21 protein-coding genes are annotated in these 23,902 nt (G+C 72.3%); 13 read left to right on the top strand and 8 right to left on the bottom strand.

Going from position 1 to position 23,902, the window contains the following annotated elements; all coding sequences use genetic code 11:
- Positions 1 to 130: 130 nt before the first annotated feature.
- Positions 131 to 3,625: a M28 family peptidase gene (locus tag ABZ128_RS15585; protein WP_356848748.1), complete on the bottom strand. Its 3,495-nt coding sequence runs from the start codon at positions 3,623 to 3,625 to the stop codon at positions 131 to 133.
- Positions 3,626 to 3,783: 158 nt separating this feature from the next.
- Here ABZ128_RS15585 and ABZ128_RS15590 point away from each other — a divergent pair, with 158 nt between their 5' ends.
- Together ABZ128_RS15590 and ABZ128_RS15595 are read left to right on the top strand one after the other, a co-directional pair.
- Positions 3,784 to 4,743: a LysR family transcriptional regulator gene (locus tag ABZ128_RS15590; protein WP_356848749.1), complete on the top strand. Its 960-nt coding sequence runs from the start codon at positions 3,784 to 3,786 to the stop codon at positions 4,741 to 4,743.
- Between the two features lie 233 nt (positions 4,744 to 4,976).
- A complete protein-coding gene (locus ABZ128_RS15595; RefSeq protein ID WP_356848886.1) occupies positions 4,977 to 5,609 on the top strand; it encodes an NAD(P)H-dependent oxidoreductase in 633 nt (210 codons plus the stop codon).
- Here the strand turns inward: ABZ128_RS15595 and ABZ128_RS15600 are convergent.
- From ABZ128_RS15600 to ABZ128_RS15620, 5 genes are all read right to left on the bottom strand, one after another.
- Positions 5,587 to 6,192 carry a TetR/AcrR family transcriptional regulator gene (locus ABZ128_RS15600; protein WP_356848750.1) on the bottom strand — a complete coding sequence of 202 codons (606 nt, stop codon included), beginning with the start codon at positions 6,190 to 6,192 and terminating at the stop codon, positions 5,587 to 5,589. The genes ABZ128_RS15595 and ABZ128_RS15600 overlap by 23 nt on opposite strands.
- A 103-nt stretch (positions 6,193 to 6,295) precedes the next feature.
- On the bottom strand, positions 6,296 to 8,401 hold the full coding sequence (locus ABZ128_RS15605) for a discoidin domain-containing protein (protein WP_356848751.1): 2,106 nt from the start codon (positions 8,399 to 8,401) through the stop codon (positions 6,296 to 6,298).
- A 163-nt stretch (positions 8,402 to 8,564) separates the two neighbouring features.
- Positions 8,565 to 8,729 (bottom strand): hypothetical protein, encoded by a 165-nt coding sequence (locus tag ABZ128_RS15610; RefSeq protein ID WP_356848753.1) that lies wholly within the window; start codon positions 8,727 to 8,729, stop codon positions 8,565 to 8,567.
- A 254-nt stretch (positions 8,730 to 8,983) separates the two neighbouring features.
- On the bottom strand, positions 8,984 to 10,228 hold the full coding sequence (locus ABZ128_RS15615; protein ID WP_356848754.1) for an aromatic amino acid transaminase: 1,245 nt from the start codon (positions 10,226 to 10,228) through the stop codon (positions 8,984 to 8,986).
- Positions 10,221 to 11,237 carry a DMT family transporter gene (locus ABZ128_RS15620; RefSeq protein WP_356848755.1) on the bottom strand — a complete coding sequence of 339 codons (1,017 nt, stop codon included), beginning with the start codon at positions 11,235 to 11,237 and terminating at the stop codon, positions 10,221 to 10,223. Before ABZ128_RS15620 ends, ABZ128_RS15615 begins: the two co-directional genes overlap by 8 nt.
- A 143-nt stretch (positions 11,238 to 11,380) precedes the next feature.
- Between ABZ128_RS15620 and ABZ128_RS15625 the strand changes: the two genes are divergently transcribed.
- Positions 11,381 to 11,839, top strand: a complete 459-nt coding sequence (locus tag ABZ128_RS15625; RefSeq protein WP_356848888.1) for an Lrp/AsnC family transcriptional regulator — start codon at positions 11,381 to 11,383, stop codon at positions 11,837 to 11,839.
- On the opposite strand, the gene ABZ128_RS15630 is transcribed toward ABZ128_RS15625, so the two are convergent.
- Both ABZ128_RS15630 and ABZ128_RS15635 read right to left on the bottom strand, forming a co-directional pair.
- Positions 11,833 to 12,474 carry a hypothetical protein gene (locus ABZ128_RS15630; RefSeq protein ID WP_356848756.1) on the bottom strand — a complete coding sequence of 214 codons (642 nt, stop codon included), beginning with the start codon at positions 12,472 to 12,474 and terminating at the stop codon, positions 11,833 to 11,835. The genes ABZ128_RS15625 and ABZ128_RS15630 overlap by 7 nt on opposite strands.
- Positions 12,471 to 13,817, bottom strand: a complete 1,347-nt coding sequence (locus ABZ128_RS15635; RefSeq protein WP_356848757.1) for a hypothetical protein — start codon at positions 13,815 to 13,817, stop codon at positions 12,471 to 12,473. Before ABZ128_RS15635 ends, ABZ128_RS15630 begins: the two co-directional genes overlap by 4 nt.
- A gap of 204 nt (positions 13,818 to 14,021) precedes the next feature.
- Between ABZ128_RS15635 and ABZ128_RS15640 the strand changes: the two genes are divergently transcribed.
- The 10 genes from ABZ128_RS15640 (at position 14,022) to ABZ128_RS15685 (ending at position 23,837) form a co-directional block, all read left to right on the top strand.
- A complete protein-coding gene (locus ABZ128_RS15640) occupies positions 14,022 to 15,290 on the top strand; it encodes a cation:proton antiporter (protein WP_356848758.1) in 1,269 nt (422 codons plus the stop codon).
- A gap of 334 nt (positions 15,291 to 15,624) precedes the next feature.
- Complete coding sequence (locus ABZ128_RS15645) at positions 15,625 to 15,819, top strand: hypothetical protein (protein ID WP_356848760.1); 195 nt, start codon at positions 15,625 to 15,627, stop codon at positions 15,817 to 15,819.
- Between the two features lie 32 nt (positions 15,820 to 15,851).
- The gene (locus ABZ128_RS15650) at positions 15,852 to 16,145 is read left to right on the top strand and encodes a hypothetical protein (RefSeq protein WP_356848761.1); all 294 of its coding nucleotides are present in this window, start codon (positions 15,852 to 15,854) and stop codon (positions 16,143 to 16,145) included.
- Between the two features lie 91 nt (positions 16,146 to 16,236).
- Positions 16,237 to 17,346, top strand: coding sequence for a winged helix-turn-helix transcriptional regulator (locus tag ABZ128_RS15655; RefSeq protein ID WP_356848762.1), 1,110 nt, complete (start codon positions 16,237 to 16,239; stop codon positions 17,344 to 17,346).
- Between the two features lie 98 nt (positions 17,347 to 17,444).
- Positions 17,445 to 18,557: a DUF6421 family protein gene (locus ABZ128_RS15660; RefSeq protein ID WP_356848763.1), complete on the top strand. Its 1,113-nt coding sequence runs from the start codon at positions 17,445 to 17,447 to the stop codon at positions 18,555 to 18,557.
- Positions 18,558 to 18,749: 192 nt separating this feature from the next.
- Positions 18,750 to 20,873: a SidA/IucD/PvdA family monooxygenase gene (locus tag ABZ128_RS15665; protein ID WP_356848765.1), complete on the top strand. Its 2,124-nt coding sequence runs from the start codon at positions 18,750 to 18,752 to the stop codon at positions 20,871 to 20,873.
- Positions 20,866 to 21,084, top strand: a complete 219-nt coding sequence (locus ABZ128_RS15670; RefSeq protein ID WP_356848767.1) for an MbtH family NRPS accessory protein — start codon at positions 20,866 to 20,868, stop codon at positions 21,082 to 21,084. Before ABZ128_RS15665 ends, ABZ128_RS15670 begins: the two co-directional genes overlap by 8 nt.
- Positions 21,077 to 21,895 (top strand): 2OG-Fe(II) oxygenase, encoded by an 819-nt coding sequence (locus ABZ128_RS15675; protein ID WP_356848768.1) that lies wholly within the window; start codon positions 21,077 to 21,079, stop codon positions 21,893 to 21,895. Before ABZ128_RS15670 ends, ABZ128_RS15675 begins: the two co-directional genes overlap by 8 nt.
- 29 nt (positions 21,896 to 21,924) lie before the next feature.
- Positions 21,925 to 22,737 carry a phytanoyl-CoA dioxygenase family protein gene (locus tag ABZ128_RS15680; RefSeq protein ID WP_356848769.1) on the top strand — a complete coding sequence of 271 codons (813 nt, stop codon included), beginning with the start codon at positions 21,925 to 21,927 and terminating at the stop codon, positions 22,735 to 22,737.
- The gene (locus tag ABZ128_RS15685; protein ID WP_356848771.1) at positions 22,734 to 23,837 is read left to right on the top strand and encodes a zinc-binding dehydrogenase; all 1,104 of its coding nucleotides are present in this window, start codon (positions 22,734 to 22,736) and stop codon (positions 23,835 to 23,837) included. Before ABZ128_RS15680 ends, ABZ128_RS15685 begins: the two co-directional genes overlap by 4 nt.
- Positions 23,838 to 23,902: the final 65 nt, after the last annotated feature.

The raw sequence follows: 23,902 nt of genomic DNA on the forward strand, positions 1-23,902 counted from the left end.
GTGCCTCCGTGCCCCCCCCGCTGCCGCCCCCCCACTTTTTGCCCCCGCGCCCTTAGTCACCGTCGGCGAGTCCGTCGCGGTGCGGCTGGCGCGGGGGCGCATGCCGCTCGCCGGTCCGTTCAGGCGGGCGTCAGCTCACCTGGAGGGTGACGTCGTCCACGACGAAGGACGTCTGGAGGGACGCGTCCTCCACGCCCTTGAACGTCAGGGTGACGGTCTGGCCCGCGAACTTGGACACGTCGTAGCTCTTGAGGACGTAGCCCTGGTTCGCGTTCACGTTGGACAGGGTCTCCAGCGTCTGGCCGCCCACGGAGACGGTGAACCGGTCGTAGACCACGTTCTCGTACTCGTCGGTGTCGATGTGGAGGTAGAAGGAGAGCCGGCCGGTGGTGCAGCCGGACGGGAGGGTCAGGGACTGCGAGGCGCTGTCGGTGTGCGTGCTGCCGTAACCGTCCAGCCAGGCCATGTACGAGCCGCCGTGCGGGACCTGCCCGGACTGGTTGGTGACGACCCCGGCGGTCGCGGTCCAGGGGCTGCTGCCGTTCTCGAAGCCGCCGTTGACCACGGCGTCGCGCGGGGTGCAGCCGCCTGAGCCGCCGACGGTCAGCGTGTACGTCGTGCTGTGGCTCGTCGAGCCGGAGCCGGTGACGGTCAGGGTGTAGGTGCCCGCCGCGGTGCCCGCGCCGACCTGGACCGTGAGGGTCGAGGAGCTGCCGGACTGCACGGAGGCGGGGTTGAGCGTCGCGGTCACGCCGGCCGGCGCGCCGGAGACGGACAGGGCGAGGGGCTGCGGGCTCCCGCTGACGGTGGCGGTATTCACCGTGGCGGTGACGCTGCCGCCCGGGTTGGCTGAGCCGGCGGCCGGCGAGGTGCTGACCGAGAAGTCCTGCGCCGGGGTGTCGCCGCCCACCGCCTGCTTCCAGATCGCGTAGGCCACGCCGTCGGCGCTGCGGTCCAGGACGGTGGCGTTGATGTTGTTCGTGGTGTCGCAGGCGCTGTGGTAGCAGGAGTCGTACGCGGCGTTCGCGGTGCCGCCCCACTTCGCCGCCTGCGCGGAGGTCTTGCGGGCGCTGGCGCCGGCCGCGTAGCCGGAGGTGGGGATGCCGCCCTGCTGGAAGGAGTAGTCGTCACTGCGGCCCTGGCCCTCGGTGTTCTCCTCGGGGGCGAGGTTCAGCGAGGTCCAGTACGCCTTGAGCGGCGCCGCGGTGGTGGAGTTGACGTTGTTGATGAAGTAGCCGCCGTTGGGCGAGCCGACCATGTCGAAGTTGTAGTAGCCCTTGATCGCGGTCTTCTCGGTGCTGCTGAGCCGGCCCACGTAGAACTCCGAGCCGTTCAGGCCCTGCTCCTCGTCGGTCCACCAGGCGAAGCGGACGTGCTTGGTCAGGGTGGGGTTCTTCTGCGCGAGGACGAGCGCGTTCTCCAGCAGGGTCGCCGAGCCCGAGCCGTTGTCGTTGATGCCGGGGCCGGCGGAGACGCTGTCGAGGTGGGAGCCGAACATGACGACCTGGTCGGCCGGGCCGCCCGGCCAGTCGGCGATCAGGTTGTTGGACGGGTAGGTGCAGGAGGTGCAGCTCTGCTCGGTGACGGTGTAGCCGGCCGCCTGGAGCTTGCCCTTGATGTACGCCACGGACTGGGTGTACCCGGCGCTGCCGGCCCGGCGGTTGCCGCCGTTCTGCGAGGCGATGGTGTTCAGCTGGGTCAGGTGCGCCTGGACGTTGGCCACGTTGATGTTCGGCGGGTCCGTGCCGGGCTGGGTCCCGCCGACGTTGAGGGCGTAGTCCACGGTGTGCGCCAGGCTCGGGCCCTGGCCCTTGACCGTGACGGTGGAGGCGCCGGGCGCCGCGGCCGAGCTCGCGGAGAGCGTCAGCGTCGAGGACTGGCCGGACTGCACGGTGGCCGGGCTGAAGGAGGCGCTCACCCCGGACGGGAGGCCGGTGGCGGTGAGGGTCACCTGCTGGGCCTGGCCGGTGGTGGTGCTCGTGGTCACGGTGGTCGTGACCGAGCCGCCCTGCTGCACGGTGCCCGAGGACGGGTTCAGCGCGAGCGAGAAGTCGTCGTTCTGGCCGCTCGGGGTGCAGGTCGGGTCACCGGACTGGGCGGGCACGCTGATCGCGTCCCAGGCGGCCTTGGTCCGGATGAACAGGTTGCAGGTGGTGGGGTCGAGGGACTTGGCGGAGCTGAGCGTCGCCGTGCGGTACTTCTTGTAGGACATGCTGCTGGTCTTGAGCAGCATGCCGCCGTAGAAGATCTTGCCGGCGTTCTGGACGCCCACGCCGGTCACCGTGGACTGGTTGCAGGTGGGGCTGTTCGGCTTGCCGCCGCCCGGGTTGCTGCCCTCGGCCAGCAGGTAGAACCAGTGGTTCAGGGGCCCGGCGGCCGCGTGCACCTCGGTGCCGGGTATCGCGGAGCTGTAGCAGGCCGGGTCGTTGTCCACGGCCGGCGGGTTGTACATGTTCCGGATCGGGCCGCTGCCGGTGAGGTTGATCATCTCGCCGACGGTGTAGTCCGGCGTGTCGTACGGGGCCGGCTCGTTGGCGTACGCCTCGGTCAGCGCGCCGAAGATGTCGCCGGTGCCCTCGCCGAGCCCGGCCTCCTGGCCGCTGGTGCCGCCGGGGGTGTTGGAGTCGATGGCGTGCCCGTACTCGTGGCCCACCACGTCGATCCCGGCGATCCACTCGTTGGCGCTGTTGTGCCCGATGGTGACCGAGCTGCCGTCCCAGTACGCGTTGAGGTCGCCCAGGCCGACCTTGCCGGGGAAGCTGCGGCCGTTGCCGCTGACGCCGTTGCGGCCGAGCCACTGGGCGAGCATGTCCCACTGCTTCTGGGCCGCGAACATCAGGTCCGTGCAGCCGGTCTCCTTGGACGTGGGGTTGCCGGTGCCCCAGGAGTCCGAGGACTTCGTGAAGACGGTGCCGGAGCTGTAGTCGGCGCAGCTCAGACCCGGGCGGTTCGGGTCGCGCAGCGAGTACGAGCCGCCGGAGGCGGTGGTGTCGATGGTGATCGGGCTGGGGCCGTTCCACTTGCTGCTGCCCGTGCCGGCGACGACCTCGTCGTGGCGGTCGATCACCTTGCCGGTGCGGGCGTCGACGAAGACGTGCAGCTTGCTGGGCGCCGTCTTCGTGGCGCCGGAGAGCACGGTCTCCCAGGCCAGGTACGGCTTGTCGTCCTTGAGCCGGACGACCAGGCGGCTGTCGAGGACCTTGTCGACCTTGGCCAGCTCGGCGCGCGAGGTGGTCTCCGCCGCCTTCTTCGCGACGGCCGGGGTGGTCGCCACGTCGATCGCGGTCGAGGACGCCGACTGCACGGCGCGCACCCGGCCCTCGCCGTCCGCCAGGACGACGGCGTCGCCGCCGACGACCGGCAGGCCGCGGTAGCTGCGCTCGTAGGCGACGGAGTACAGGTCCTGCACCCAGGGGGTGACCAGGCGTCGTTCGTACTGCTGCTGAGCCGAGTTGACCAGGGTGTCGAGGCCGCTGCGGACGGCCGCGTCGGCGGCGGCGACCGCCCGGTCGGCGGACGTGGCCGGGGGAGCGGGCGGGGGTCCGCTGCGCTGCGCGGCGTGCGCGGTGCCGGCAAGGGTGCCGGCGAGGCTCGTGGCCAGCGCCATGGCTGCCACGGAAGCCATCCATCTGGTGGGCTGCAAGAGTCCACTCCGATCGTGTGTGGGGGGTGGGGCCGGCTTTCGCGCCGAGTATGAGCGTGTACATGGCGAGATTGGGACATCCCTGCGCCCATAAGGTCCGCGTTATGGTGCCGTCGCGTGACGCTGCGTAAGCTGCCCGGATGCAGCTGGAGTTGAGGCATCTGCAAGCGGTCTGCCAGATCGCGGAGGCCGGCAGCCTGGGGGGCGCGGCGCGGCGGCTCGGGGTCTCCCAGCCCGCACTGTCGGCCCAGTTGCGCAGGATCGAGCGGGTCACCGGCGGCGAGCTGTTCGTCCGCGGCCGCTCCGGCGTCGAGCCCACGCCGCTGGGCCAGTTCGTGCTCGCCAAGGCGCGCCGCGTGCTCAGCGAGATGGAGACGCTCGGCGCCGAGACGCGCGCCATGGCCACCGACACCCCGCTGCGGCTGGGCTGCATCCTGCTCGTGCTGATCGACGGGCTGCTCGCACGGACGGACCTGACCCTGTCGGGCCGCGAGCTCACCGTGGACGTCGAGCACTCGGTGACGGCGCTGGTGCGGATGCTCGGCGCGGGCCGCTACGACGTCATCGTGTACGGCGAGGTGAACGACCACGAGGTGGCCCTGCCCCGCGGGGTCCTGGCCAAGACCCTGGTCCCCAAGGAGCCGTTCTGCATCCGCATGTCCACCCGGCACCCGCTGGCGGGGCAGGAGGTCCTCGACCTCGCGGACCTGGCCGAGGAGCAGTGGATGACCCTCGTCGAGGACGACGACGGCGGCCCCGAGGCCCTGATCGCCGCCTGCGCCCAGGCCGGGTTCGTCCCCTCGCTGCGCTACCGGATCACCGACCGCCAGATGCGCCACGACCTGGTCGCCGCGGGCCGGGCGATCTCCCTCACCCAGCCCACCGCCCCGGCGGTGACGGGCACGGTGATGCGCCCGCTGCTCGGGACGCCGATCACGGGGCGCATCCGGATCGCATGGAACCGCTCGGCGGTCTCCGCCCGGCAGGCCGAGCTGCTCTACCGCGCCGCGGCGGGCGCGTACATGGCCAACGTGGGCAACAACCCGTTCCACAAGGTGTGGTGGGACGCCCACCCGGAGGCCCACCCGGCGCTCGACTGACGGCAGGACGCGCACGGGCGCCAGACGACCGGCCGGGTGAAGTCCGGGCGGGAGGGGCGGCCGGTGCGGGCGCCGCGCGGGAGGGGTGCCGTACGGTCCCCGGTGTGACCGACGCGACCGCAGCCGCCGCCACCCCCGCAGCCACCGCCGCCGGCCCGGCGACCCCGGCGACCGCAGTGACCGCTTCGCCCGAGGCGAGGCCCGATGTGACCGTGGCCGAGGGGCCGGGCGCCCTGCGCGTGCTCGTCCTCGCGGGCTCCTCCCGCGAGGGCTCCGTCAACGCCCGGCTGGCCTCGCTCGTCGCGGCGCAGGTCGAGCGGTCGGGGGCCGAGGTGGACCTCGCCCGGATCCGCGAGTTCGAGATGCCGACCTACGACGGGGACGCCGAGGCCGACCAGGGGCCGCCCGAGGGCGCGGCCCTGCTGCGCGAGCGGCTGCTGGCGGCGCAGGCCCTGGTCATCGCCTCGCCCGAGTACAACGCCTCGGTCCCGGGGGTGCTGAAGAACGCCGTCGACTGGGTGTCCCGGTTCCGGCCGCAGCCCTTCAAGGACAAGCAGACGCTGCTGGTGTCGGCCTCGCCGTCCATGGTCGGCGGCAACCGCGGGCTGTGGGCGCTGCGCGTCCCGCTCGAACACCTCGGGGCGCGCGTCTACCCGGACATGTTCAGCCTGGCCATGGCGCACGCCGCCTTCCGCGAGGACGGCGGGCTCACGGACGAGGGACTGGCGGAGCGGCTCGCGGCCACCGTGGACTCCTTCCTGGCCCTGGCCGAGGCGGACACCCGCTACCTGTGCCTCCAGCGCCGCTGGTACGAGTTCCTCGGCGACGAGAGCAGCGCCCCGGTCACCCAGCGGGCCGAGGACTGACGAGTCCGGCGACGTGGTCGGTGACCATGTCCAGGATCTCCTTCGCCGCGCTGTCGTCGCCGAGCACCAGGAAGTTCAGGGTCAGCCCGTCCGTCATCGCGGCCAGGTAGCGCGCCAGGACCGGCACCGGGACGCGGAGCTCGAAGTCCGCAGCGCCGCGGACCTGCTCGACGAGCTCGGCGTAGGTGGCGCAGTACAGCTCGTGCTGGCGCCGCGCCAGGTGCTCGAACCCGGGCTGGCGCAGCGCGTACTGGGTGAGCTCGTACGTGAGCATGTGCTCGGCCGGGTGGGCGCGGACGTGGTCCCAGTACGCCTGGAAGCCCGCCCGTACCGTCTCGCGGAGGCTGGTGCGCGGCCGGATCGCCTCCCTGACCACCCTCAGGTAGTGCTCGGTGATCGTCTCGATGACGGATTCCAGCAGCGCCTGTTTGGAGTCGAAGCAGTAGTGGAAGACGCTCAGCGACACGTCCGCCTCGGCGGCGATCGAGCGGGTCGTGGTCCGGGAGACGCCGTCGCGGGCCATCGCGCGGATCGCCGCCTCCGTCAGCTGCCGGCGCCGCTCGGCCAACGGCATCCGTGGCATGGGGGTTCCCTCTCGCTCGTACGCCCGGGGCCGGCCGGATCGCCGCATGCCGATCCGGCCGGCCCCGGCCCGTGGTGTGCCGTACTGCGTCCGTCCGCGGAGGTCAGCTGCTGTAGACGCCGACCTCGTAGAGGGAATAGCCCCACTGCGTGCCGCGCCCGGTGCCGTGGATGCGGACGTAACGGGCCGGCACCCCGGTGAACTGCGCCGTGTCCAGGCCGCCGTCGCCGGTGGTCGTGGACCAGACGGTCTGCCAGTTCGCATCGTCGGTGGAGACCTCGATGCGGTAGGCCCTGCCGTAGGCGCGCTCCCAGTCGAGCGTGACCCGCTTGACGAGGGCGGGGGAGCCCAGGTCGATCCGCAGCCACTGGTCCTCGCTCCACTCGCTGGCCCAGCGGGTGCCCCGGTCGCCGTCCACGGCCCGGCCGGGCGCGTAGCTCACGAACGGGTTCCACCATTCCGTGGTGGAGGCGGCGGAGGGGGCGCCGGCGGCCATGTTGACCCCCGCCTTGTGCTTCTCGGAGGCCCCCCACGTCCCGAGGTAGGACTCGGCGCCCTTCATCAGGTCGTCGACCACGTCCTGGCCGCCCGTGACCCGGATGTCCTCGATCCAGTCCGGCACCAGCCCGTATTGCGCGCCGCCGTCGGTGTTGTAGTCCCAGGTGCGCTGGCCGGTGACCTGCCGGTCGAGCACCGAACCGCCGTCCGCGCTGCGGAAGGGGTAGCGCACCGGGTTCGCCGTGTTCGCGCCGCGCGGGGCCGGCCAGCCGCCGACGCCGTTCATGTCGGTGCCGACGCCGTACCCGACGTGGTACTTGTCGCGCAGCGCCTTGGTGCGGCGGGCCTCGGCGGTGAAGCCCTCGGAGCCGTTCATGTACTGGCCGATGAAGCCGCCGAGCTTGTACAGCCGCTCGGTCCAGTCCATGTCCATCCAGCTGTGCGAGGAGATGACGCCCGGGTAGCTCTCCGACTCCATGATGTCGAGGGACCGGTTCGCGGCCTTCACGCTCATGTGGTCGAGCTCAAGCATCATCTTGCGCTTCATCATCCCCCGCAGGGCGTACTCGCCGAGGTCGGTCAGACCGCGGGAGTTGCACTGCGCGTCGCCGGCGTACCCGGGCAGCGAGACGCCCTCGGGCAGCATCTTCACGGCTTCCGGCGCGGCGGCGGCGTTCAGGCCGATGGGGTTGTCGTGCTGCGGGCCGGCGCACTGCTCGGTCTTCCAGAAGGTGCCGGTGGAAAGGAACTGGCCGACGTTGATGGCCACCCCGAGCGCCCCGGAGTCGAAGCGCACGCCGCACAGGGCGTTGTCGAACTTGTGGCACAGGAACATGCTGCGCACGCCGAGCCCGTACAGTTCGTCCAGGCCGCGGTCGATGTCCGCCTTGCTGCACTGAGCGACGTCGAGGACCTGCTTGCAGCCGAAGGGCTCGGAGGTCTCGACACCGAGGACGACGGCGAGCTTGCCCTGCTTGATGACCTCTCGGGCCTGCGCGGAGTCGGTGACGATGCGGAACCAGCCCTTGCCCGGGCCGCCGTACATCTTGTCGACGTAGTCCTGCATCTCGTACGTCTTGCGCGCCTCCAGGCGGATGGCGGTCATCTCGTCGCAGGAGCGGTCCTTGAAGAAGTAGACCGAGCAGATGACCCCGTTGGTGACGAGGTCGTTGACCAGCACGCGCTGACCGCCGCGCCAGGCCCGCTCGACCCAGGCGTAGTAGGTCTGGGTGTGGGTCAGCGAGTCGTGGGCGGGCCAGTCCTTGAAGGTGGGCCAGCCGACGGGGTCGTGCTTGCCGTCGCCGCCCTTGGTGATGAAGTCGAAGACGGCGAGGGAGCCGTCGGGGTAGTGCTCGGGGCAGTCCTTCAGGGCGTCGGCGATGCCGTCCTGGGAGAACGGCTTGCCGCAGATCAGACGGCCGCCGAAGCCCTCGTTGGACATCAGGTGCACGTGGTCGTCGACGAAGCCGCGCACCTTGCCGTTCGCGTCGGTGCCCTTGAACGGCTCGCCCGTGACGTTGATCTGGGAGTCGGGCGCGGGCCGGGCGGTGGGGACCCACCAGCCTGCCTCCGCGCCCGCGGTACCGCCGGCGTCGGCGGCGGCATCGGCCGAGGCGCCGGACGCGGGGCCGAGGGCCATGGCCATCACGGTGGTGAGCAGTAACGCAAGGATCGAGAGGGGCCTGCGCCGGCTGGGCGGGCGTCGGGTCATGGGTCTCACTCACGTCATCGGGAGTCGGATGGCGCGGTCGAGGACGCAGCCGGCCGCCCGTCCGGACAGCCGGTGAATTGTCATGTCCCGCGCGAATGTGCGACGAGAATCGCGACTGGCGCGAGGAGAGTCAATAGTCCGGGACATCTGACCTGATGAAGAATCAGGTCCGCGGCGGCCGCCGCGCTGTCGACCGCGGACCGCCGATCACCGCCCCGCTGCCGCGCAGCGCCGCCCCGCCGCCGCGGCCCCACGGCATCAGCGGGGCCACCGTGGTTCTGCTCTCGCCGGTGGGGACCGGCGCGGTGATCCACGAACCGGTCCCCATACCGTCCCCAACCGCCGGCGCCGTCCTCGTGCAACAGCGCCCCCACCCCTGCCCCTCGCCCAGCCCCGCAGCATGATCGCCGGGCACCTGATCGGTGCCGTCGTCGGCTACGCCGTGCTCGCCGCCGCGGGCAGCACCCTGCGGGCCGCGGCCGTCGCCGCCGGGCTCACCTGGCCGCGAACACGGCCGCAGCCCGCATCGTTCTCATCGGGTACGCGGCCGCGCATGCGGCCCGAGGCGCCCCGCCGCCCCGCCTACCCTCGGTGGGCGGGCACCGGCTGCACGACGGGTGAATCCGGCCGGCCGGCGTCCTCGGCGAGGACCGCGGAGATGCCCTGCGCGAGGCACGCGATCCGCTCCGCCGGGAGGCCCGCGATGTTGATCCGGCCCGCGGTCGTGCCGTATATCGCGAACCCGCTGCGCAGCCGCAGCATCTGACGAGGCGACAGCGGCAGCATCGAGAACATCCCCTTCTGCCGCGCCAGCACCCGCGCCTGCCGGTCCCAGCCGAGCGCGCTCAGTTCGCCGGCCAGACCCGACCGGTTCGCCTCGATCCGCCCGCGCATGGCCTCCAGCTCGCCGCGCCAGGCGGCCCGCAGCCCGTCGTCCTCCAGGACCGCCGCCACGACCGCGGCGCCGTGCTCCGGGGGCATGGAGTAGAGCGTGCGGGCCGCGTTCTGCAGCGCCGTCTCCACGTGCCGCAGCGCGCCCCGGGACGCCCCGAGCACCACGGCGCAGCCGGTACGGTCGCTGTAGAGGCCGAAGTTCTTCGAACAGCTCACCGCGATGAGCATCTCCGGCACCCGCTCCGCGAGCATCCGGGTGGCCGCCAGGTCCGCCTCCAGGCCGTCACCGAGCCCGTGGTACGCGAGGTCGACGAACGGGACCCAGCCCGCGCGCACGGCCATCTCGGCCAGCGCCTCCCAGACCCGGGCCGAGGGATCGACCCCGGTGGGGTTGTGGCAGCAGCCCTGCAGCAGGACCACGTCGTCCCGGCGCGCCTGCGCCAGGTCCTCCAGCATGCCCTCGGTGTCGAAGCCGCCCTCCGCGTCGAGCCAGCCGTACGTGCGCACGTTCAGCCCGGCCGCCTCCAGGATGGGCCGGTGGTTGACGTACGCCGGGTCGCTGATCCACACCGTGGTGCCCGGTCGGGTCCGGCAGACGAGGTCGGCCAGCAGCCGCAGCGCGCCGCTGCCCGCGACGGTCTGGACCGCCACGGCCCGCTCGGCCGCGCCGCCGGGGGCGGAGCCCAGCACCATCGACAGCATCGCGCGGTTGAAGGCGGTGTTGCCGGAGAGACCGCGGTACTCCTTCGAGGCCGACCGCTGCGCCAGGCGTATCTCGGCCTCGCGCACGGCCGTCATGACCGGGGTGCCGCCCGTGTGGTCGCGGTAGACGCCGAGGACGAGGTTCAGGCGCTCGGGCCGGGCGTCGGCCCCGTAGGCCTCGGTCAGGTCCCACAGCGGGTCGACGGGCGGCGGGAGGAGCAGCTCAAGCATCTACGGAGACCTCGGACTCGGGATGGGCGGGCACGGGAACGGGGGCGGGGTCCGGTACGGGCGCGGGCGCGGTGCGGGGCCGCCGGTTGGCCAGGACCACGCCCGCGGTGATCAGGGGGACGCCGAGGAGCACGGCGGCGGTCGGCGACTCGTGGAGCAGGGGGACGGCGAGCAGCACCACGGCGACGGGGCTGAGGCTCCCGCCGACGGAGGCGCGCTCCGCGCCGAGCCTGCGGATGGCGAAGGCGTACAGCAGGCCGGCGCACAGGCCGACCCCCAGCCCCTGCACCACCAGGAACAGGACGATGTCGCCGCCCGCCGCGGAGCCGAGGCCCGTCGGCAGCACCCCGGTCAGGGCGAGGACGGCCATCACGGCGAAGGAGGGCAGGCACAGCAGGCCGATCGATCCGACGGGATCGAGGTCCACCTCCTTGAGGCCCACCGTGTAGAGGGCCCACAGCCCGCTGGCCACCAGCAGGATCCCGGCTCCGGCGAGGACGTCCGTGTCGAGCGGGACCACGTAGCGCCAGACCAGGGCCACCACGCCCGTCGCGATCAGGGCGAGCCCGGCGGTCTGGGTGCCCCGGGGCGCGCCGCGGCCGGCGGCGATCATCAGGGCGGAGACGAACAGCGGGACCATCCCGGGGACGATCGAGCCGACGAAGGCCGCCGAGGTCAGCGAGCCCCCGTACATGGCCGCCAGGAAGAACGGCACCCCCGCCCCGCAGATGATCTTGAGCGCGGCGGCCGGGCGGACGGCGGCGAGCTGCCGGCGCCGCCGCCACAGCGCGGGCGCCAGGACGACGAGCGGTACGCCGAAGCGCAGCAGGGCCGCGTCGGCCGGCCGCAGGGAGGAGGAGGCGAGGGCGCGGGCGCTGAGGGCGAAGGCGGCCCAGATCAGCACGGTCACCACCAGGGCCAGGGTTCCCCGGGCCTGCGGGGAGAGCACGCGGCGGGCCGTCGACGCACCCCGCGGGGGTGCGGTCGCGGGCACGGTGTTCGCGGTCACCAAGGGGGTTCCTCCAGCCTCAAGGGCCGGATCCGGCCACAGGGCAACGGTAGGTCGTCGGGCGGGGCAGCCGATTGCTAGTTCTGCCTCCCCGGCATAGCGTGGGGGCAGAATCTGCCAAGAACGAGGGGTGTGGCGTGGCGATGGACGCGGTCGACCTGCAGATCGTCCGGGAGTTGCAGGCCGACGGACGGCTGTCCAACCAGGAGCTGGCCGATCGGGTCCGGCTGTCCCCGTCACCCTGTCTGCGCCGGGTGCGGCGCCTGGAGGAGGTCGGCCTGATCCGTGGCTACACCGCCATGGTCGACCAGGTCGCCTTCGGCCTCCCGATCACCGTGTTCGTCCGGATACGGCTGGAACGCCACACCGCGGAGGCGGTCCGGGTCTTCGAGGAGCACGTCGCGGTCATCGAGCACATCCAGGACTGCTACCTGATGGCGGGCAGCAGCGACTACCTGCTGCGCGTCGTGATCGAAAGTCTGGAGGCCTACGAAGCCCTGGTGCGCCACCGGATCCACGCGATCCCGGGCATCGCGTCGATCGAATCCAGCTTCGCCTTCGGCAGCGTGAAGCAGTCCAGGGTCTACCCGCGCCCTCAGTGAGCCGGCGGGAGCGGCGGGGCCGGCGCCGTGGGCGGGGCGGGCGGCCGGAGCGGCAGCAGGTCGATCGGCTCGCGCAGGCGCAGGGTGGCGGGGAGGTCCAGCTCCCCCTTGCGGGAGGCGACCGCGATGCCCCGCACCGCGAGCCCGGCCTCCACCGCGCACTGCCCGCTGCGGACGGCGGTGAGCAGGCCGTCGCGGACGACCGCGACGAGCCCCGTGATCCGGAAGCGCACGGTGAGGTCCACGCCGACGGTGGCAGCCCGGGCACCGTCCACCAGGAGGTCCACCGACGGGTGGTGGGCGGAGGTGATGCTGTGCGTGGCCAGCGCGACGACCTCCTCGCTGCCGGGATACCGGCGGGTGCGGAGCGCGGCCTCCTTGAGGGCCTGGTACTTGGACCAGCCCGACGCCACCAGGGAGACGAGGTCGAGGTCCAGGAAGCCGTTGACGACGTTGGCCAGCTCGCGCTCCACGGCCCGGTCCGCCGCGGACGTGAGGCCCCGTACGTCCGGGAGGGCGCCCGTCACCGCGCCGCGGGCGTGCAGGGCGTCGGCGAGTGCGTCGGGGGCCTGCCCCTCGGCGCCGAGCAGCAGGGTCCGGACGGTGAGGGGCTCGATGACGGGAGCCGTGGTCATGAGTCCTCCTCCAGGGTCTGGTCACCCGGGTCCGGGTGGGGTTCGAGCCGTACGGAGCGGGTCGGCGGGCCGCCGCCGGTGCCGGAGGGCTCCGCCACGTCCGTGGCCACGGGGGCGGGGCCCGGCCGGTAGCCGACGTGCCGGTGGACCCAGCGCGGTCCGTGGGGGCGGCGGTTGAGGAACACGTATCCCGCGGCGGCCAGCACGGCCGCGCCGAGCATGCAGGAGCCGACGACCAGGCCGACGGGGACGTGGCCGTCGGGGCCGGGGTTCGGGCCGGGAGTGGCCGAGGACACGCTTGGAGTCGGAGTCGTCGGGCCGGGAAGGATGCCGGTCACGGTGAAGGCGGCCTCGTCGCCCACGTCCGGGTCCGCCGCGCACTGGCCGCGCACCGTGTACTCGCCCTCACCCGCATCGGAGGGCACGTCCAGGGCGGTCCGGAAGGTCCCGTCCGCGCCGGGTTCGACCGTGTCGCGCCGCTCTCCGTCCCACAGGACTTCCACCTGCGGACAGTCGAATCCCGAACCGGACACGGTGAGGGACGCCCCGCCGGCCTGAGCCGAGGCGGGAGCCACCTGCACGTCCGGCACTCCCGGCGGTGGTGAGGGCTCGACGCCGGTCACCTCGAAGCGCTCCCCGGCGGACGCCTGCTCGTCCTCGACGCAGGTCGCCGTGACCGTGTACTCCCCGGCCCCCGCACCGGGCGGCACGGCGACCACGGCCGTGAACGCGCCGCCGGCCACCGTGATGTCCGCCGGCGGGTCGGGCAGGAGCGGGCCCTCGTCCCACGTCAGCGTGACCGTACCGCCCTGGCCGCCGCCCGCGGTGCAGCCCTCGAATCCGGTGCCGGTCACCGTGACCGGTGTCCCTACCGGACCCTCGGCCGGATCCAGCCGCAGGTCCGGCGGCCCGACCGGGGACGTCACCGTGAAGTCCGCGGCCGCCCTGAGCTTCCGGTTCTCCGTGCAGCGGGCGGTGACCCGATAGGGGTCCGGGCGGGGGGTGGCATCGGAGGGGACCGTGACGGTGGTCTCGAATTCACCGTTGGCCTCGACCCTCGTGACGCTGGGGTCGTCGCTGCCCGGCCAGGCGACGCGGATCTCGCCGGGTCCGGGCTCGGCGGTGTCATCGCTCGGGTGCGTACGGCAGTTGTCGAATCCGTAGCCGTGGACGCCCACCCTGCTGCCGGGCGGTCCCTGCGTCGGGTCGAGCGTGAGGGACCGCACTGCGAGGACCTGGAGCGGGGCGGCGGAAACAGCGGCTACGGGCGCGCCGCACGCGACCACCGTGCTCAGGAGCACCGCGGAAAGCGAGCGGCCGGCCCATCGGGCAAGGGAAAGCATGACCCTCCGTGAGCTGCTTCCCATTCTCCTCCGGCTTTGGCCGGACCGCCCCTCGCGGTGCCCCGGTGCGGTCGGTACACCGTGGACGGGACGGACTCCGCGCCGGACCGTCCTTCCGCCATCGATCGCCGCCGAACGGGGAGAGTCGACGTCTTGGAACCCCATACGCTCGCTGCACGGCCTCCCGATGCAGTGACAGGAAGCATGCTCGCGGGGCTGGCCCTGATCCTCGCCCTCGCCTTCGTCTTCGCCCGGCTCGCCAGGCGCCTGCGACAGCCCGCGGTGATGGGGGAGATCATCGCCGGACTCGCCCTGGGGCCCAGCCTGCTGGGCCTCCTCCCCGGCCGTCCCGCGGACCTGCTGTTCCCGGCGGACACCCGGCCGCTCCTGCAGGCGCTCGCCCAACTCGGCCTGGTCCTCTTCATGTTCGGGGTGGGCTACCAGTTCGACGTGGCCCGGCTCCGGGGGAGCGGACGGCAGGTCACGGCGGTGTCCCTCAGCTCCGTCGCGCTGCCCTTCGTGCTGGGCGCAGGACTGGCGGTGTCCCTCTACCCCTGGTACGACAGCTCACAGCTGCGTACCGAGGGAGTGCTCGCGCCGGCGCTCTTCCTCGGGGCGGCGATGTCCATCACCGCCTTCCCGGTGCTCGCCCGCATCATCGCCGAACAGGGCATGCAGCGCACCCGCGTCGGTGCCATGGCGCTGGCCTGTGCCGCCATCGAGGACTTCCTCGCCTGGTGCGTGCTGGCCGTGATCGTCGTGATCGCCACCGCGAGCGGGCCGTGGCCGCTGGTGCGGATGGTGCTGGAGTCGGCCCTCTTCCTGCTGTTCCTCGTCTACGTGGTGCGGCCCGGGCTGCGCAGGCTGCCGGCTCCCGGGCGGGGCCGTACCGGCGGAAGCTCCTTCGTCCACGCCGTCCTGGTCACCGGCCTGCTCCTGTCCGCGTGGGCCACCAGCGCCATCGGGCTGCACGCCGTCTTCGGTGCCTTCGCCTTCGGCGCCGCGGTGCCGCGGGACCGGGTCGAGGGGTTCGCGCCCGAGGTTGCCGAGCGCATCGAGCAGACCAGCCTCTTCCTCCTGCCGGTCTTCTTCACCGTGACCGGGCTGTCGGTGGACCTTGGCGGACTCGGCGGACGCGGCGTCCTCGTGGTCGTCGCCGTGATCGCGGTGGCCTGCACGGGCAAATTCGCGGGAGCCGCCTGCGCTGCCCGCCTGTCGGGGATCCCGGGGCGCGAGTCGGTCGCGCTGGGAGTCCTGCTCAACGCCCGGGGACTGACCGAACTGGTCATCCTGAACGTGGGTTTGGGGCTCGGGGTGCTGGACGGCCGGCTGTTCACCGCGATGGTCCTCATGGCACTGGTGACCACCCTCATGACCGGACCGCTGCTCCAACGGCTCGGCTGCGGACAGGAGTTCCGCCGCAGTCCCGGCCCGTCCGGTCACGACCGCGAGCGGGGCGTCCGGCTGCGCTGACCGCGCTCGCGCGCCCCGCCCCCCACAGGAGCCGCCCCCGGCCACGGCCGCCGGGGGCGGCTCCGGCGTCCTCGCGGCCCGCTGGAGAACGGCTTGAGGAGGGCATGGCAGGTTGCTGCATGGCCGCATGGGGACACGGCGGCGATTGACGAGGCCAACGGGGGGCCACCACGCCCCGGGCACGGCTCCAAGGTGCCTGGCCTCTTGGTGCAACGTGACCAGTACTGACACGGGATTTCCCGCAGGCCATTCTTCTTCCATACGCAGGAACGCCCCCCACCCCGCCGGACAAACCGCGGAACATTCCGCGCGGCGGCCCCTTGGAAGGATTACTGTGAAGAACGCCTCTCTCCTCATGGCCCGGACCCTCATCGGTATTTCCGTCATCGCCAGTGTCGTCGTTCCTGCCGCAGGTTCGGCCAGCGCGTTCCCCCGCACCGAGGAGACGTCCGCAACGGTGGCCGTAGCCGATCTCGGCACCACCGTCACCTCTACCAACGCCGACGGCGACGGATTCGGCTGGGGCTGACCGTCACCGCGACGGCGACCGAAGGATGCCCCATGTACGCGGCCGTTGTCGTAGTCAACGCGGGCCCTGAAAGGGCTGATCAGCACATGGACGCAGCTGTGCTGACCGACGCGTTCTGGGCACACACCCGAGAAGCCGACGGACTCGAACACGTACGAGTCGTGTCGTCGACGACCGGCTTCTCCGCAGTTCTGTTCATGAAGGGAAAGGACGAGGGTGAGGTGGCGCAATCCGCGCTCGCCCTGTGCTGGCACACGATGATGGCGACGCCCGTTCTCGCCGGGTGTTCCATCGAATCCTGTGCCGTGCGGCGATCCGAACGGTGAAAGAACCGACAGCGCCGAGCAATTCCGCCGAATTTCCCTTTCCTCTCTCCTCGCGCAGACGGCACCGCGGCGGAATCGCCCGGAGGAACACGTGAGCACCTCTCTTTCCCTGACCGAACCCAGTCCCACCGACCTCCTCACCGACACCGCGGCTCCCCCGCCCGCCGACCCGGCCACGGGCGACGCCGCCGGCACACCGCTCGACGTGCTCGGCCCGGAGGCCCTGCACCTGGACCACCTCCCCGTGGTCGCGGTCCCCCTGCGGGCCCTGCGCCTGTCCGGCTCCCCCCGGACCGGCGGCACCAACGAGGACCACTGCCGGAACCTGGCCGCCGCGGCCGACACCCTGCCGCCGATCGTCGTCCACCGCCCGACCATGCGCGTCGTCGACGGCCGGCACCGGGTCCGGGCCGCCGCCCTCGCGGGCCGCGAGCAGATCGCCGCCCGCATGGTCGACGGCAGCGCCGCGGACGCCTTCGTCCTCGCGGTCCGCCTCAACACCGTGCGCGGTCGCGGCCTGGTCCTCTCCCGCAACGAGTGCACGGCCGCCGCCGCCCGGCTGGTCACGAGCCACCCCCACTGGTCGAACCGGATGATCGCCTCCCTGACCGGGCTCTCCGCCGGGACGATAGGCCGGATCCGCGGCTCGCTGGCCGCCCCGGCCGGTGCCGCGGCCGGCATGCGGGTGGGCAAGGACGGCCGGGTCCGGCCCGTCGACGGATCGAGCGGCCGCATGAAGGTCTACGAGCTGCTCATGCGGGATCCCGGCGCCTCGATCCGCGAGATCGCCCAGCAGGTCGGCGTCTCCCCGTCCACCGTCCACGACGTCCGCAAGCGGGTCCAGGCAGGCGAGGAGCCGGTGCCCCGGCGCCGCCCCGTACAGCCGGAGGAAGAGCCCGACCTCGACGCCGCGCCCCCGGCGCGGCTGCGCCCCGAGCCCGAGCGGGAAGAGGCCCCGGCCAACCCCGCGGCCATCATCGCGGCCCTCACCAAGGACCCCTCGCTGCGCTACAACAACATCGGCCGCCGGCTGCTGCGCTGGCTGGACGGGTGCCACCGCGGTGTCGCCGCCTGCCCCGAGATCGCACAGCGCGTGCCGTCCCACAACATCGACTCGGTCGCCACGCTGGCCCGCGAGTACGCGTACGCCTGGTCCGAGTTCGCCGCCGCACTGGAAGAGCGCCACCGCACCGCCTGCTGACGCCCGGCGCCCCCCGGCCCGCCGCCGCACGCAGTGCCGCACCCCCTCCCGGGGGGCGATCCGCCGTACCCGCCACAACCCTCCCGGAAGGGCAATCCATGGCTGACATGACCGAGGTGTTCGCGGAGGTCGAGAAGATCCGCGCGAGCCTCCCCGAACGACAGTTCCTGCGCGAGGAGACCGAACTCAAGGAGCTCTCCCGCCGGATCGGCTCCAGCCGCGTGCTGCGCCGGCTGCCCGCCGTCCAGGCCTTCCTGGACGACCTGGACGTCTTCCGGCCCGGCAGCCGCCTCGACGCCACCAAGGCGCACATCAACAACCGCCGCGACCGGCACATCTTCTCGCTCTTCGACGCTTCGTACTTCCCGCGCCTGAGCCTCGACTACCTCACGTACGACACCCTGCCGACGGACCCGTACCTGGCCGAGCGCTACGCCAGCAACACGATGCCCGTCAACATCACCGGGAAGACGGCCGGCTTCGGCTCCCGCGTGGTCGTCGCGCTCTTCCCCGAGAACCACCTCGACGGCATCCAGCAGCCCGAGGACCTCATCTTCTACTTCATCGACAAGTTCGTCACCCGCCACAACAAGGTCACGCGGCTGCTGATCGACGAGGTGATGGCTCCCGGCAGCTTCCCGCTGATCCAGGGCGCGCCCGACGCGAAGATCGAGCAGGCCTCGTCCTGGTGGGTGCGCCTGCACGAGTACCACCACCGCCAGGGCGACATGCCCATCCCCGAGTTCCTGCCGGCGAAGAAGATGAAGGCGCTGGCCGGCCTGGAGGAGCTGCGGGTGGACGTGTCGGGCATGCTCGCCTGCCTGCACGACAAGGACCTCCCCCGTGAGGAGGCCCTGGCGGCCTACGAGTTCATCCTGGCCGAGCGGCTGCTGCGGTACGCGGTGGAGGGCATACCCCGCCCCAACTACGACGCCGTCGCCTCACAGCTGCTCTTCAACTTCCTGGAGGGCCACGGCGGGATCGGGCTCCACGACGGCCGGATCCGGCTCACCCCCGACCTCCCCGACGTACTGCGCGACTTCCTCTCCCGGATCGAGTCCATCGAGAGCCGGATCCACCGGGAGCCCGTCGAGGCGGTCAAGGCGCGCCTGCTGGAGTTCACGCACGCGTACACGGACTACGACTCCGTGGCGAAGGACTACCGGCACATCCCCTACTTCGCGGACGTCAAGGCGCGGCTCGGCGTCTGAACGGACCGCGTCCCGCCGGGCGTTCGACCGTGCAGGACAGTCGATCGCCCGCGTCCGGCGGTGCGGCATCCTCGGGACATCGCCCGGGAACCCGCGCTTCGCGGCCGCAAGGCCGTCCGGCGCCCAGCCGCAGAGCCCGCCCCACGAGGTGCACCACTGGCACCGACGGAAAGAACCCCTGGAGGAGTTTTCGTGAGAAGCGATGGCGAGACGACCGGCACCCACGGGACACCCCCGCTGGGTTCGGCCGCCGACGTACCGTACGACCTGGTGGGCATCGGATTCGGGCCGTCCAACCTGGCCCTCGCCGTGTGCGTGCGGGAACAGGAACTGCCGTTCTCCTGCCTCTTCGTCGAGCGCCGGCCGGGAGTGGAATGGCATCCCGGCATGCTCATCGACGGGGCGAGGATGCAGATCTCCTTCCTCAAGGACCTGGTGTCCCTGCGCAACCCGGCCAGCCCCTATTCGTTCCTCCAGTACACCAAGGCGAAGGGCCGCCTGGAACGGTTCGTGAACCTCGACGAGTTCCGGCCCACCCGCATCGAGTACGACGACTACCTCAAGTGGGTGGCCCGGGACTTCACCGACCAGGTGCGCTTCGGCACCCAGGTCCTCCGGGTGACCCCCGAGAGCACCCCGGGCGGCAGCGAGGACCTGACGCTGTTCCGGGTGGACACCGAGGACGTGGCCACCGGACGGCGCACCAGCGTGTGGGCCCGCAACGTGGTCCACGCGGGCGGGGGCCGGCCCGTGCAGCAGCCGGCCGACATCGCGAAGGCGCCCACGGTCGTCCACTCCGGGGAGTTCCTCACCCGCTTCCCCGCCCAGTTCAAGGACCACGACCAGACGCTGCGCTTCCTGGTCGCCGGCGGCGGCCAGAGCGCCGGGGAGATCGCCGAGTACCTGCTGACCCACTACGACCGGGCCGAGGTGCACCTGGCCGTCTCCGGCTACACCCTGCAGCCCACCGACAACAGCCCGTTCGTCAACGAGCAGTTCTACTCCTCCAGCGCGGACTCCTTCTACCGGATGGAACCGGGCCGGCGGTCGGTCGTCGCCGGGCAGCTGCGCGACGCCAACTACGGCGTGGTCCGCGAGGACCTGCTGGAGCGGCTCTTCCAGACGGACTACCTCGACGAGGTCAAGGGCCGCAGGCGGCTGCACATCCACTCCTTCTCCCGGCTCGCGGCCGTCCACGAGGACGGGGACGGGCTGCTCGCCACCCTGGAGGCCCGGCTCGACGGGCGTCCCGACGAGCAGCTCGCCTGCGACGGAGTGGTGCTGGCCACCGGCTACGACCGCACCCTGGACCCGGCCGTCTTCGGGGACGTCCTGCCGTACCTGGTTCTGGAGGAGAACGGCGTCGACGTCTCCCTCACCCGCGACTACCGGGCCCGGACCCGGCCGGAACTGCGCGCCGGGCTGTACCTCCAGGGCTTCGGCGAGTCCCAGTTCGGCCTGGGCGACACGCTGCTCTCGCTGCTGCCGTTCCGGTCGAAGGAGATCGCGGACGGGATCGCCGACCGGCTCCCGGCCCCCGTCACCGGTGGCTGCCCGGTCCTCGCCGTCCGCGCCGCCGCGGGCACTGCGGGCGGCGGCGCCACGGCCCGCACGGCGGGCACCGCCTACCCGCCCCACTGGTACCTGGAGCACGACCAGGACAAGCTGCAGGCGCTCATGGAGCGCTACCGCTTCGCCACCCTGATCTCCGCGCGCTCCGGCGACGAGCCCTTCGCCACCCACCTCCCGCTGATCCTGGACCCGTCGCGCGGCCCCAAGGGCGTCCTCTTCGGGCACCTCGACCGTGCCAACGAGCACGCGGCCCTGCTGGACGGCCGGCGCATGCTTGCGGTCTTCCACGGCCCCAACGCGTACATGCCGCCCGCGGTGTTCGCCAGCGACCCGCTGCCCACCTGGAACTCCATGTCCGTGCACGTCCGCGGCCGGGTGCGGGTGGTGGAGGACCGCGAGGAGCTGGTGCGCGGGCTGATCGGGATCGCCGAGCACTCCCAGACGGACAACCGGCTGCGCGCGGACGACCCGCGGATCGGCCGCATCATCGGCGGCATCGTCGGCTTCGAGCTGGAGATCGACGAGATGGTCGGCCGGTTCAAGCTCTCCCAGGACCGCGACGAGGACGACCGCCGGGCCGCGGCCCTGGCCCTGGCCCGTTCCACCGAGCGCGGCGAGCGCGACTTCATCGAGTACGCGGTCGGGCTCAGCCTGATCACCGAGGACGACCCGCGCGACCTCGCCGCCGGCAGCGCCGGCCCCAGCACCCTCTTCCCGATCGCCGTTGGAGGCGTCCATGAGTAACGAGACCCTGACCGCCGCCGAGCTCTACTTCGTCGTCCGCAACCACGAGGAGCAGTACTCGGTGTGGCGGGCCGGCCGCGAGGTGCCGCCGGGCTGGGAGGCGGTGGGCGACCCCGCGCCCAAGGAGGCCTGCCTCGGCCGCATCGAGGAGCTGTGGACGGACATGCGCCCGCTGAGCCTGCGCCGGTTCATGGAGGAGCACGATGCCTGACCTGCTCGACGTCAGCACCAACGCGTCCCCGATCTTCACCCTCTTCGATGCCGAGACCGTCGACGAGCTGACCCGCGACCACATCCTGCGCCTCGCGGTCGGCACCCTGGGTGCCGTGCGGATCCGCGGCTTCTCCACGCCCGAGGAGTGCGCCGCGATCATGGAGGGGCTGGACCACCGCGAGTTCGGCGCCTACGACGAGAACCTCATCTTCCCGCCGATCGCCAAGATCGGGCCGGCCGCCTACGACTTCTACGGGGCGCACACCCTCACCGAGGAGTACTGGCGGATCGCCGAGGAGGCGGTCCGGCTGCGCGGCCGGCTCCAACACGGCCGCGATCCGCTGGACCTGGCCGTCGACCGGGTCTCGCGTGCCTGGGGCGACGGCGTGGTGCCCGCCCGCTCCCGCGGCCGCGACCTCTTCGCAGGCATGATCCGGGAGATCCCCAGCGGGGCGAAGCTGCACTTCGACGAGATCGTGCGGGAGTTCCCCGGGATCCTCGACGAGACCCCCGCCAGCTTCCTCACCCTGAACTGGTACCTCTCCATGCCCGAGTCGGGCGGGGAGACCCGGGTCTACCGGCGCCGCTGGCGGCCCGCCGACGAGATCCACCGGGACGGCTACGGCTACGACGAGAAGGTGGTCGAGGGCGAGCCGGTGGCGGAGGTGGCCCCCCGTGCGGGCGACGCCGTCCTGTTCGACTCGCGCAACCTGCACGCGGTCAATGCGATCGGCGGTGCGGGCCGGCGGGTCAGCCTCTCGTTCTTCCTGGGCGTGACCGGCCGCGGTCCGCTCGAAATCTGGTCCTGACCGACCCCGTCCATGAGCAGAGTGATCACATGCAGCTCAGTCACGAGCAGATACGGACATACCGGAGCCAAGGCTTTCTGATCCTCGACCGGCTGTTCGGCGAGGAGGAGGTCGACGCCCTGCGGGCCGCCTTCGTCCGCGACAGCGCCGTCCCCGGCGACCAGCGCGTCGTCGAACGCGACAGCGCCGAGGTCCGCGCCGTCTACGCCTCCCACCTGCGCCAGCCCGAGTTCGCCGGGCTCGTCCGCTCCCCGCGGATCCTCGGCCCGGTACGCCAACTCCTCGACTCCGAGGCCTACATCTACCAATTCAAGATCAACGCGAAGGCGCCGTTCTCCGGGTCGGGCTGGTCCTGGCACCAGGACTTCGCCGCCTGGCAGATGGCCGACAACCTGGCCGAACCCCGCCTGGTCAACGTCGGCGTCTTCTTCGACGACATCGACGAGTTCAACGGGCCGGTCATCTTCTGCCCCGGCTCCCACCGCGACGGCCTCGTCAAGAAGGGCCGCACCGAAGGCGACGCCGCCTCCGAACAGCACGTCGACCCCGAGGACATCGCCCTCACCCCCGGCGAGATGACCGGCCTCGTCGACCGCCACGGACTGTTCAGCGCCAAGGGCGCCGCCGGCACCGTCGTCCTGTTCGACCCGGAGATCGTGCACGGCTCCGCACCGAACATGGCCCCCTTCCCGCGCCGACTGCTCATCGTCACGTACAACGACGTGGCCAACGTGCCCCGGCCGGTGGGCGAACCGCGCCCCGAGTACGTCGTAGGCCGGGACACCGCACCGCTGGAGACCGTGGACCACGACCTGATCGCGGAGCTGGAGGTGATGGTGTGAGCGCCGTCGCACGAGCCGTCGTCCTCGCCGAGTTCGGCGAGCCCCTGGAACTGCGCAAACTGCCGGTCCCGCCCGCCCCCGCCGGCGGCCTGGTCGTCGCGAGCCGCTACGGCGGGGTCTGCGGCACCGACCTCCACCTCCAGCAGGGCCATCTGGAGGTGCCCACCCCGCTGGTCCTCGGCCACGAGGGGCTCGGCACGGTCCACGAGGTCGGCGTCCGCGGCGGCACCGACGTGCACGGCAGCCCGCTGCACGTCGGCGACCAGGTGATGTGGGCCTCCTCCATCGCCTGCGGAACCTGCGTGCCCTGCCGGATCCATCGCGAGCCCACCCTCTGCGAGCAGCGCCGCACCTACGGGGTCAACCGCCCCGTGGACCAGGAGCCCGGCCTGTCCGGCTCCTGGGCGGAGTACATCGCCCTGCGGCCCGGCACCACCGTCGTCAAGATGCCCGAGGGCATCGACCCGCTCGCCGCCATGGCCTTCGCCTGCGCCGGACCCACCATGGTCCACGCCCTCTTCGAGCGACGCCCCGTGCGTCTCGGCGAGACCGTCGTGGTCCAGGGCAGCGGGCCCGTCGGACTGGCCGCCGCCGCGCTGGCCCAGCTCGCCGGGGCCGGCCGGGTCATCCTGGCCGGCGGTCCGCAGGCCCGGCTGGCGGCGGCCACCGCGGCCGGCATCGGCGACCACCACGTCAACGTGGTGGAGGCCGAGGACCCGGGAGCCGCACTCGCCGAGGTGCTCGCCCTCACCGGAGGCCGCGGCGCCGACCTGGTCATCGAGGCCACCGGCGCGCCCGGCGCCATCGACCAGGGCCTGCGGCTCGCCCGGCGCGGCGGCTCGTACCTGGTCGTCGGCCAGTACACCGACAGCGGCGACACGACGGTCAACCCGCACCAGATCGTGTACCGGCAGCTCGACGTGGTCGGCTCCTGGGCCTTCACCGGCGCCCACCTCGTCGAGTACGTGTCCCTGCTGCCCGCGCTGACCGCCCGCTTCGACCTGGCCCGGCTGGTCACCCCGTACGCCCTGGAGGACAACGCGCAGGCCCTGGCGGACATCGCCGCCGGGACCGTGATGAAGGCCGTGCTCGTCAGCTGAGCCGGCCCCCGCGTACCGGCCCGCACACCCTCACGCAGCCCACCCCTGTGGCCGCGGTGCCGCGG

Origin of the sequence: Streptomyces sp. NPDC006326, from assembly GCF_040612915.1 — a bacterium.
Lineage (GTDB): Bacteria > Actinomycetota > Actinomycetes > Streptomycetales > Streptomycetaceae > Streptomyces.

What these genes read in the sequence shown, in the direction of transcription:
- ABZ128_RS15585 (WP_356848748.1), bottom strand. Translation starts at nt 3,625, where the DNA reads ATGGCTTCCGTGGCAGCCATGGCGCTGGCCACGAGCCTCGCCGGCACC.
- ABZ128_RS15590 (WP_356848749.1), top strand. Translation starts at nt 3,784, where the DNA reads ATGCAGCTGGAGTTGAGGCATCTGCAAGCGGTCTGCCAGATCGCGGAG.
- ABZ128_RS15600 (WP_356848750.1), bottom strand. Translation starts at nt 6,192, where the DNA reads ATGCCACGGATGCCGTTGGCCGAGCGGCGCCGGCAGCTGACGGAGGCG.
- ABZ128_RS15605 (WP_356848751.1), bottom strand. Translation starts at nt 8,401, where the DNA reads ATGACCCGACGCCCGCCCAGCCGGCGCAGGCCCCTCTCGATCCTTGCG.
- ABZ128_RS15610 (WP_356848753.1), bottom strand. Translation starts at nt 8,729, where the DNA reads ATGGGGACCGGTTCGTGGATCACCGCGCCGGTCCCCACCGGCGAGAGC.
- ABZ128_RS15615 (WP_356848754.1), bottom strand. Translation starts at nt 10,228, where the DNA reads ATGCTTGAGCTGCTCCTCCCGCCGCCCGTCGACCCGCTGTGGGACCTG.
- ABZ128_RS15625 (WP_356848888.1), top strand. Translation starts at nt 11,381, where the DNA reads ATGGACGCGGTCGACCTGCAGATCGTCCGGGAGTTGCAGGCCGACGGA.
- ABZ128_RS15630 (WP_356848756.1), bottom strand. Translation starts at nt 12,474, where the DNA reads ATGACCACGGCTCCCGTCATCGAGCCCCTCACCGTCCGGACCCTGCTG.
- ABZ128_RS15635 (WP_356848757.1), bottom strand. Translation starts at nt 13,817, where the DNA reads ATGCTTTCCCTTGCCCGATGGGCCGGCCGCTCGCTTTCCGCGGTGCTC.
- ABZ128_RS15640 (WP_356848758.1), top strand. Translation starts at nt 14,022, where the DNA reads ATGCTCGCGGGGCTGGCCCTGATCCTCGCCCTCGCCTTCGTCTTCGCC.
- ABZ128_RS15650 (WP_356848761.1), top strand. Translation starts at nt 15,852, where the DNA reads ATGTACGCGGCCGTTGTCGTAGTCAACGCGGGCCCTGAAAGGGCTGAT.
- ABZ128_RS15660 (WP_356848763.1), top strand. Translation starts at nt 17,445, where the DNA reads ATGGCTGACATGACCGAGGTGTTCGCGGAGGTCGAGAAGATCCGCGCG.
- ABZ128_RS15670 (WP_356848767.1), top strand. Translation starts at nt 20,866, where the DNA reads ATGAGTAACGAGACCCTGACCGCCGCCGAGCTCTACTTCGTCGTCCGC.
- ABZ128_RS15675 (WP_356848768.1), top strand. Translation starts at nt 21,077, where the DNA reads ATGCCTGACCTGCTCGACGTCAGCACCAACGCGTCCCCGATCTTCACC.
- ABZ128_RS15680 (WP_356848769.1), top strand. Translation starts at nt 21,925, where the DNA reads ATGCAGCTCAGTCACGAGCAGATACGGACATACCGGAGCCAAGGCTTT.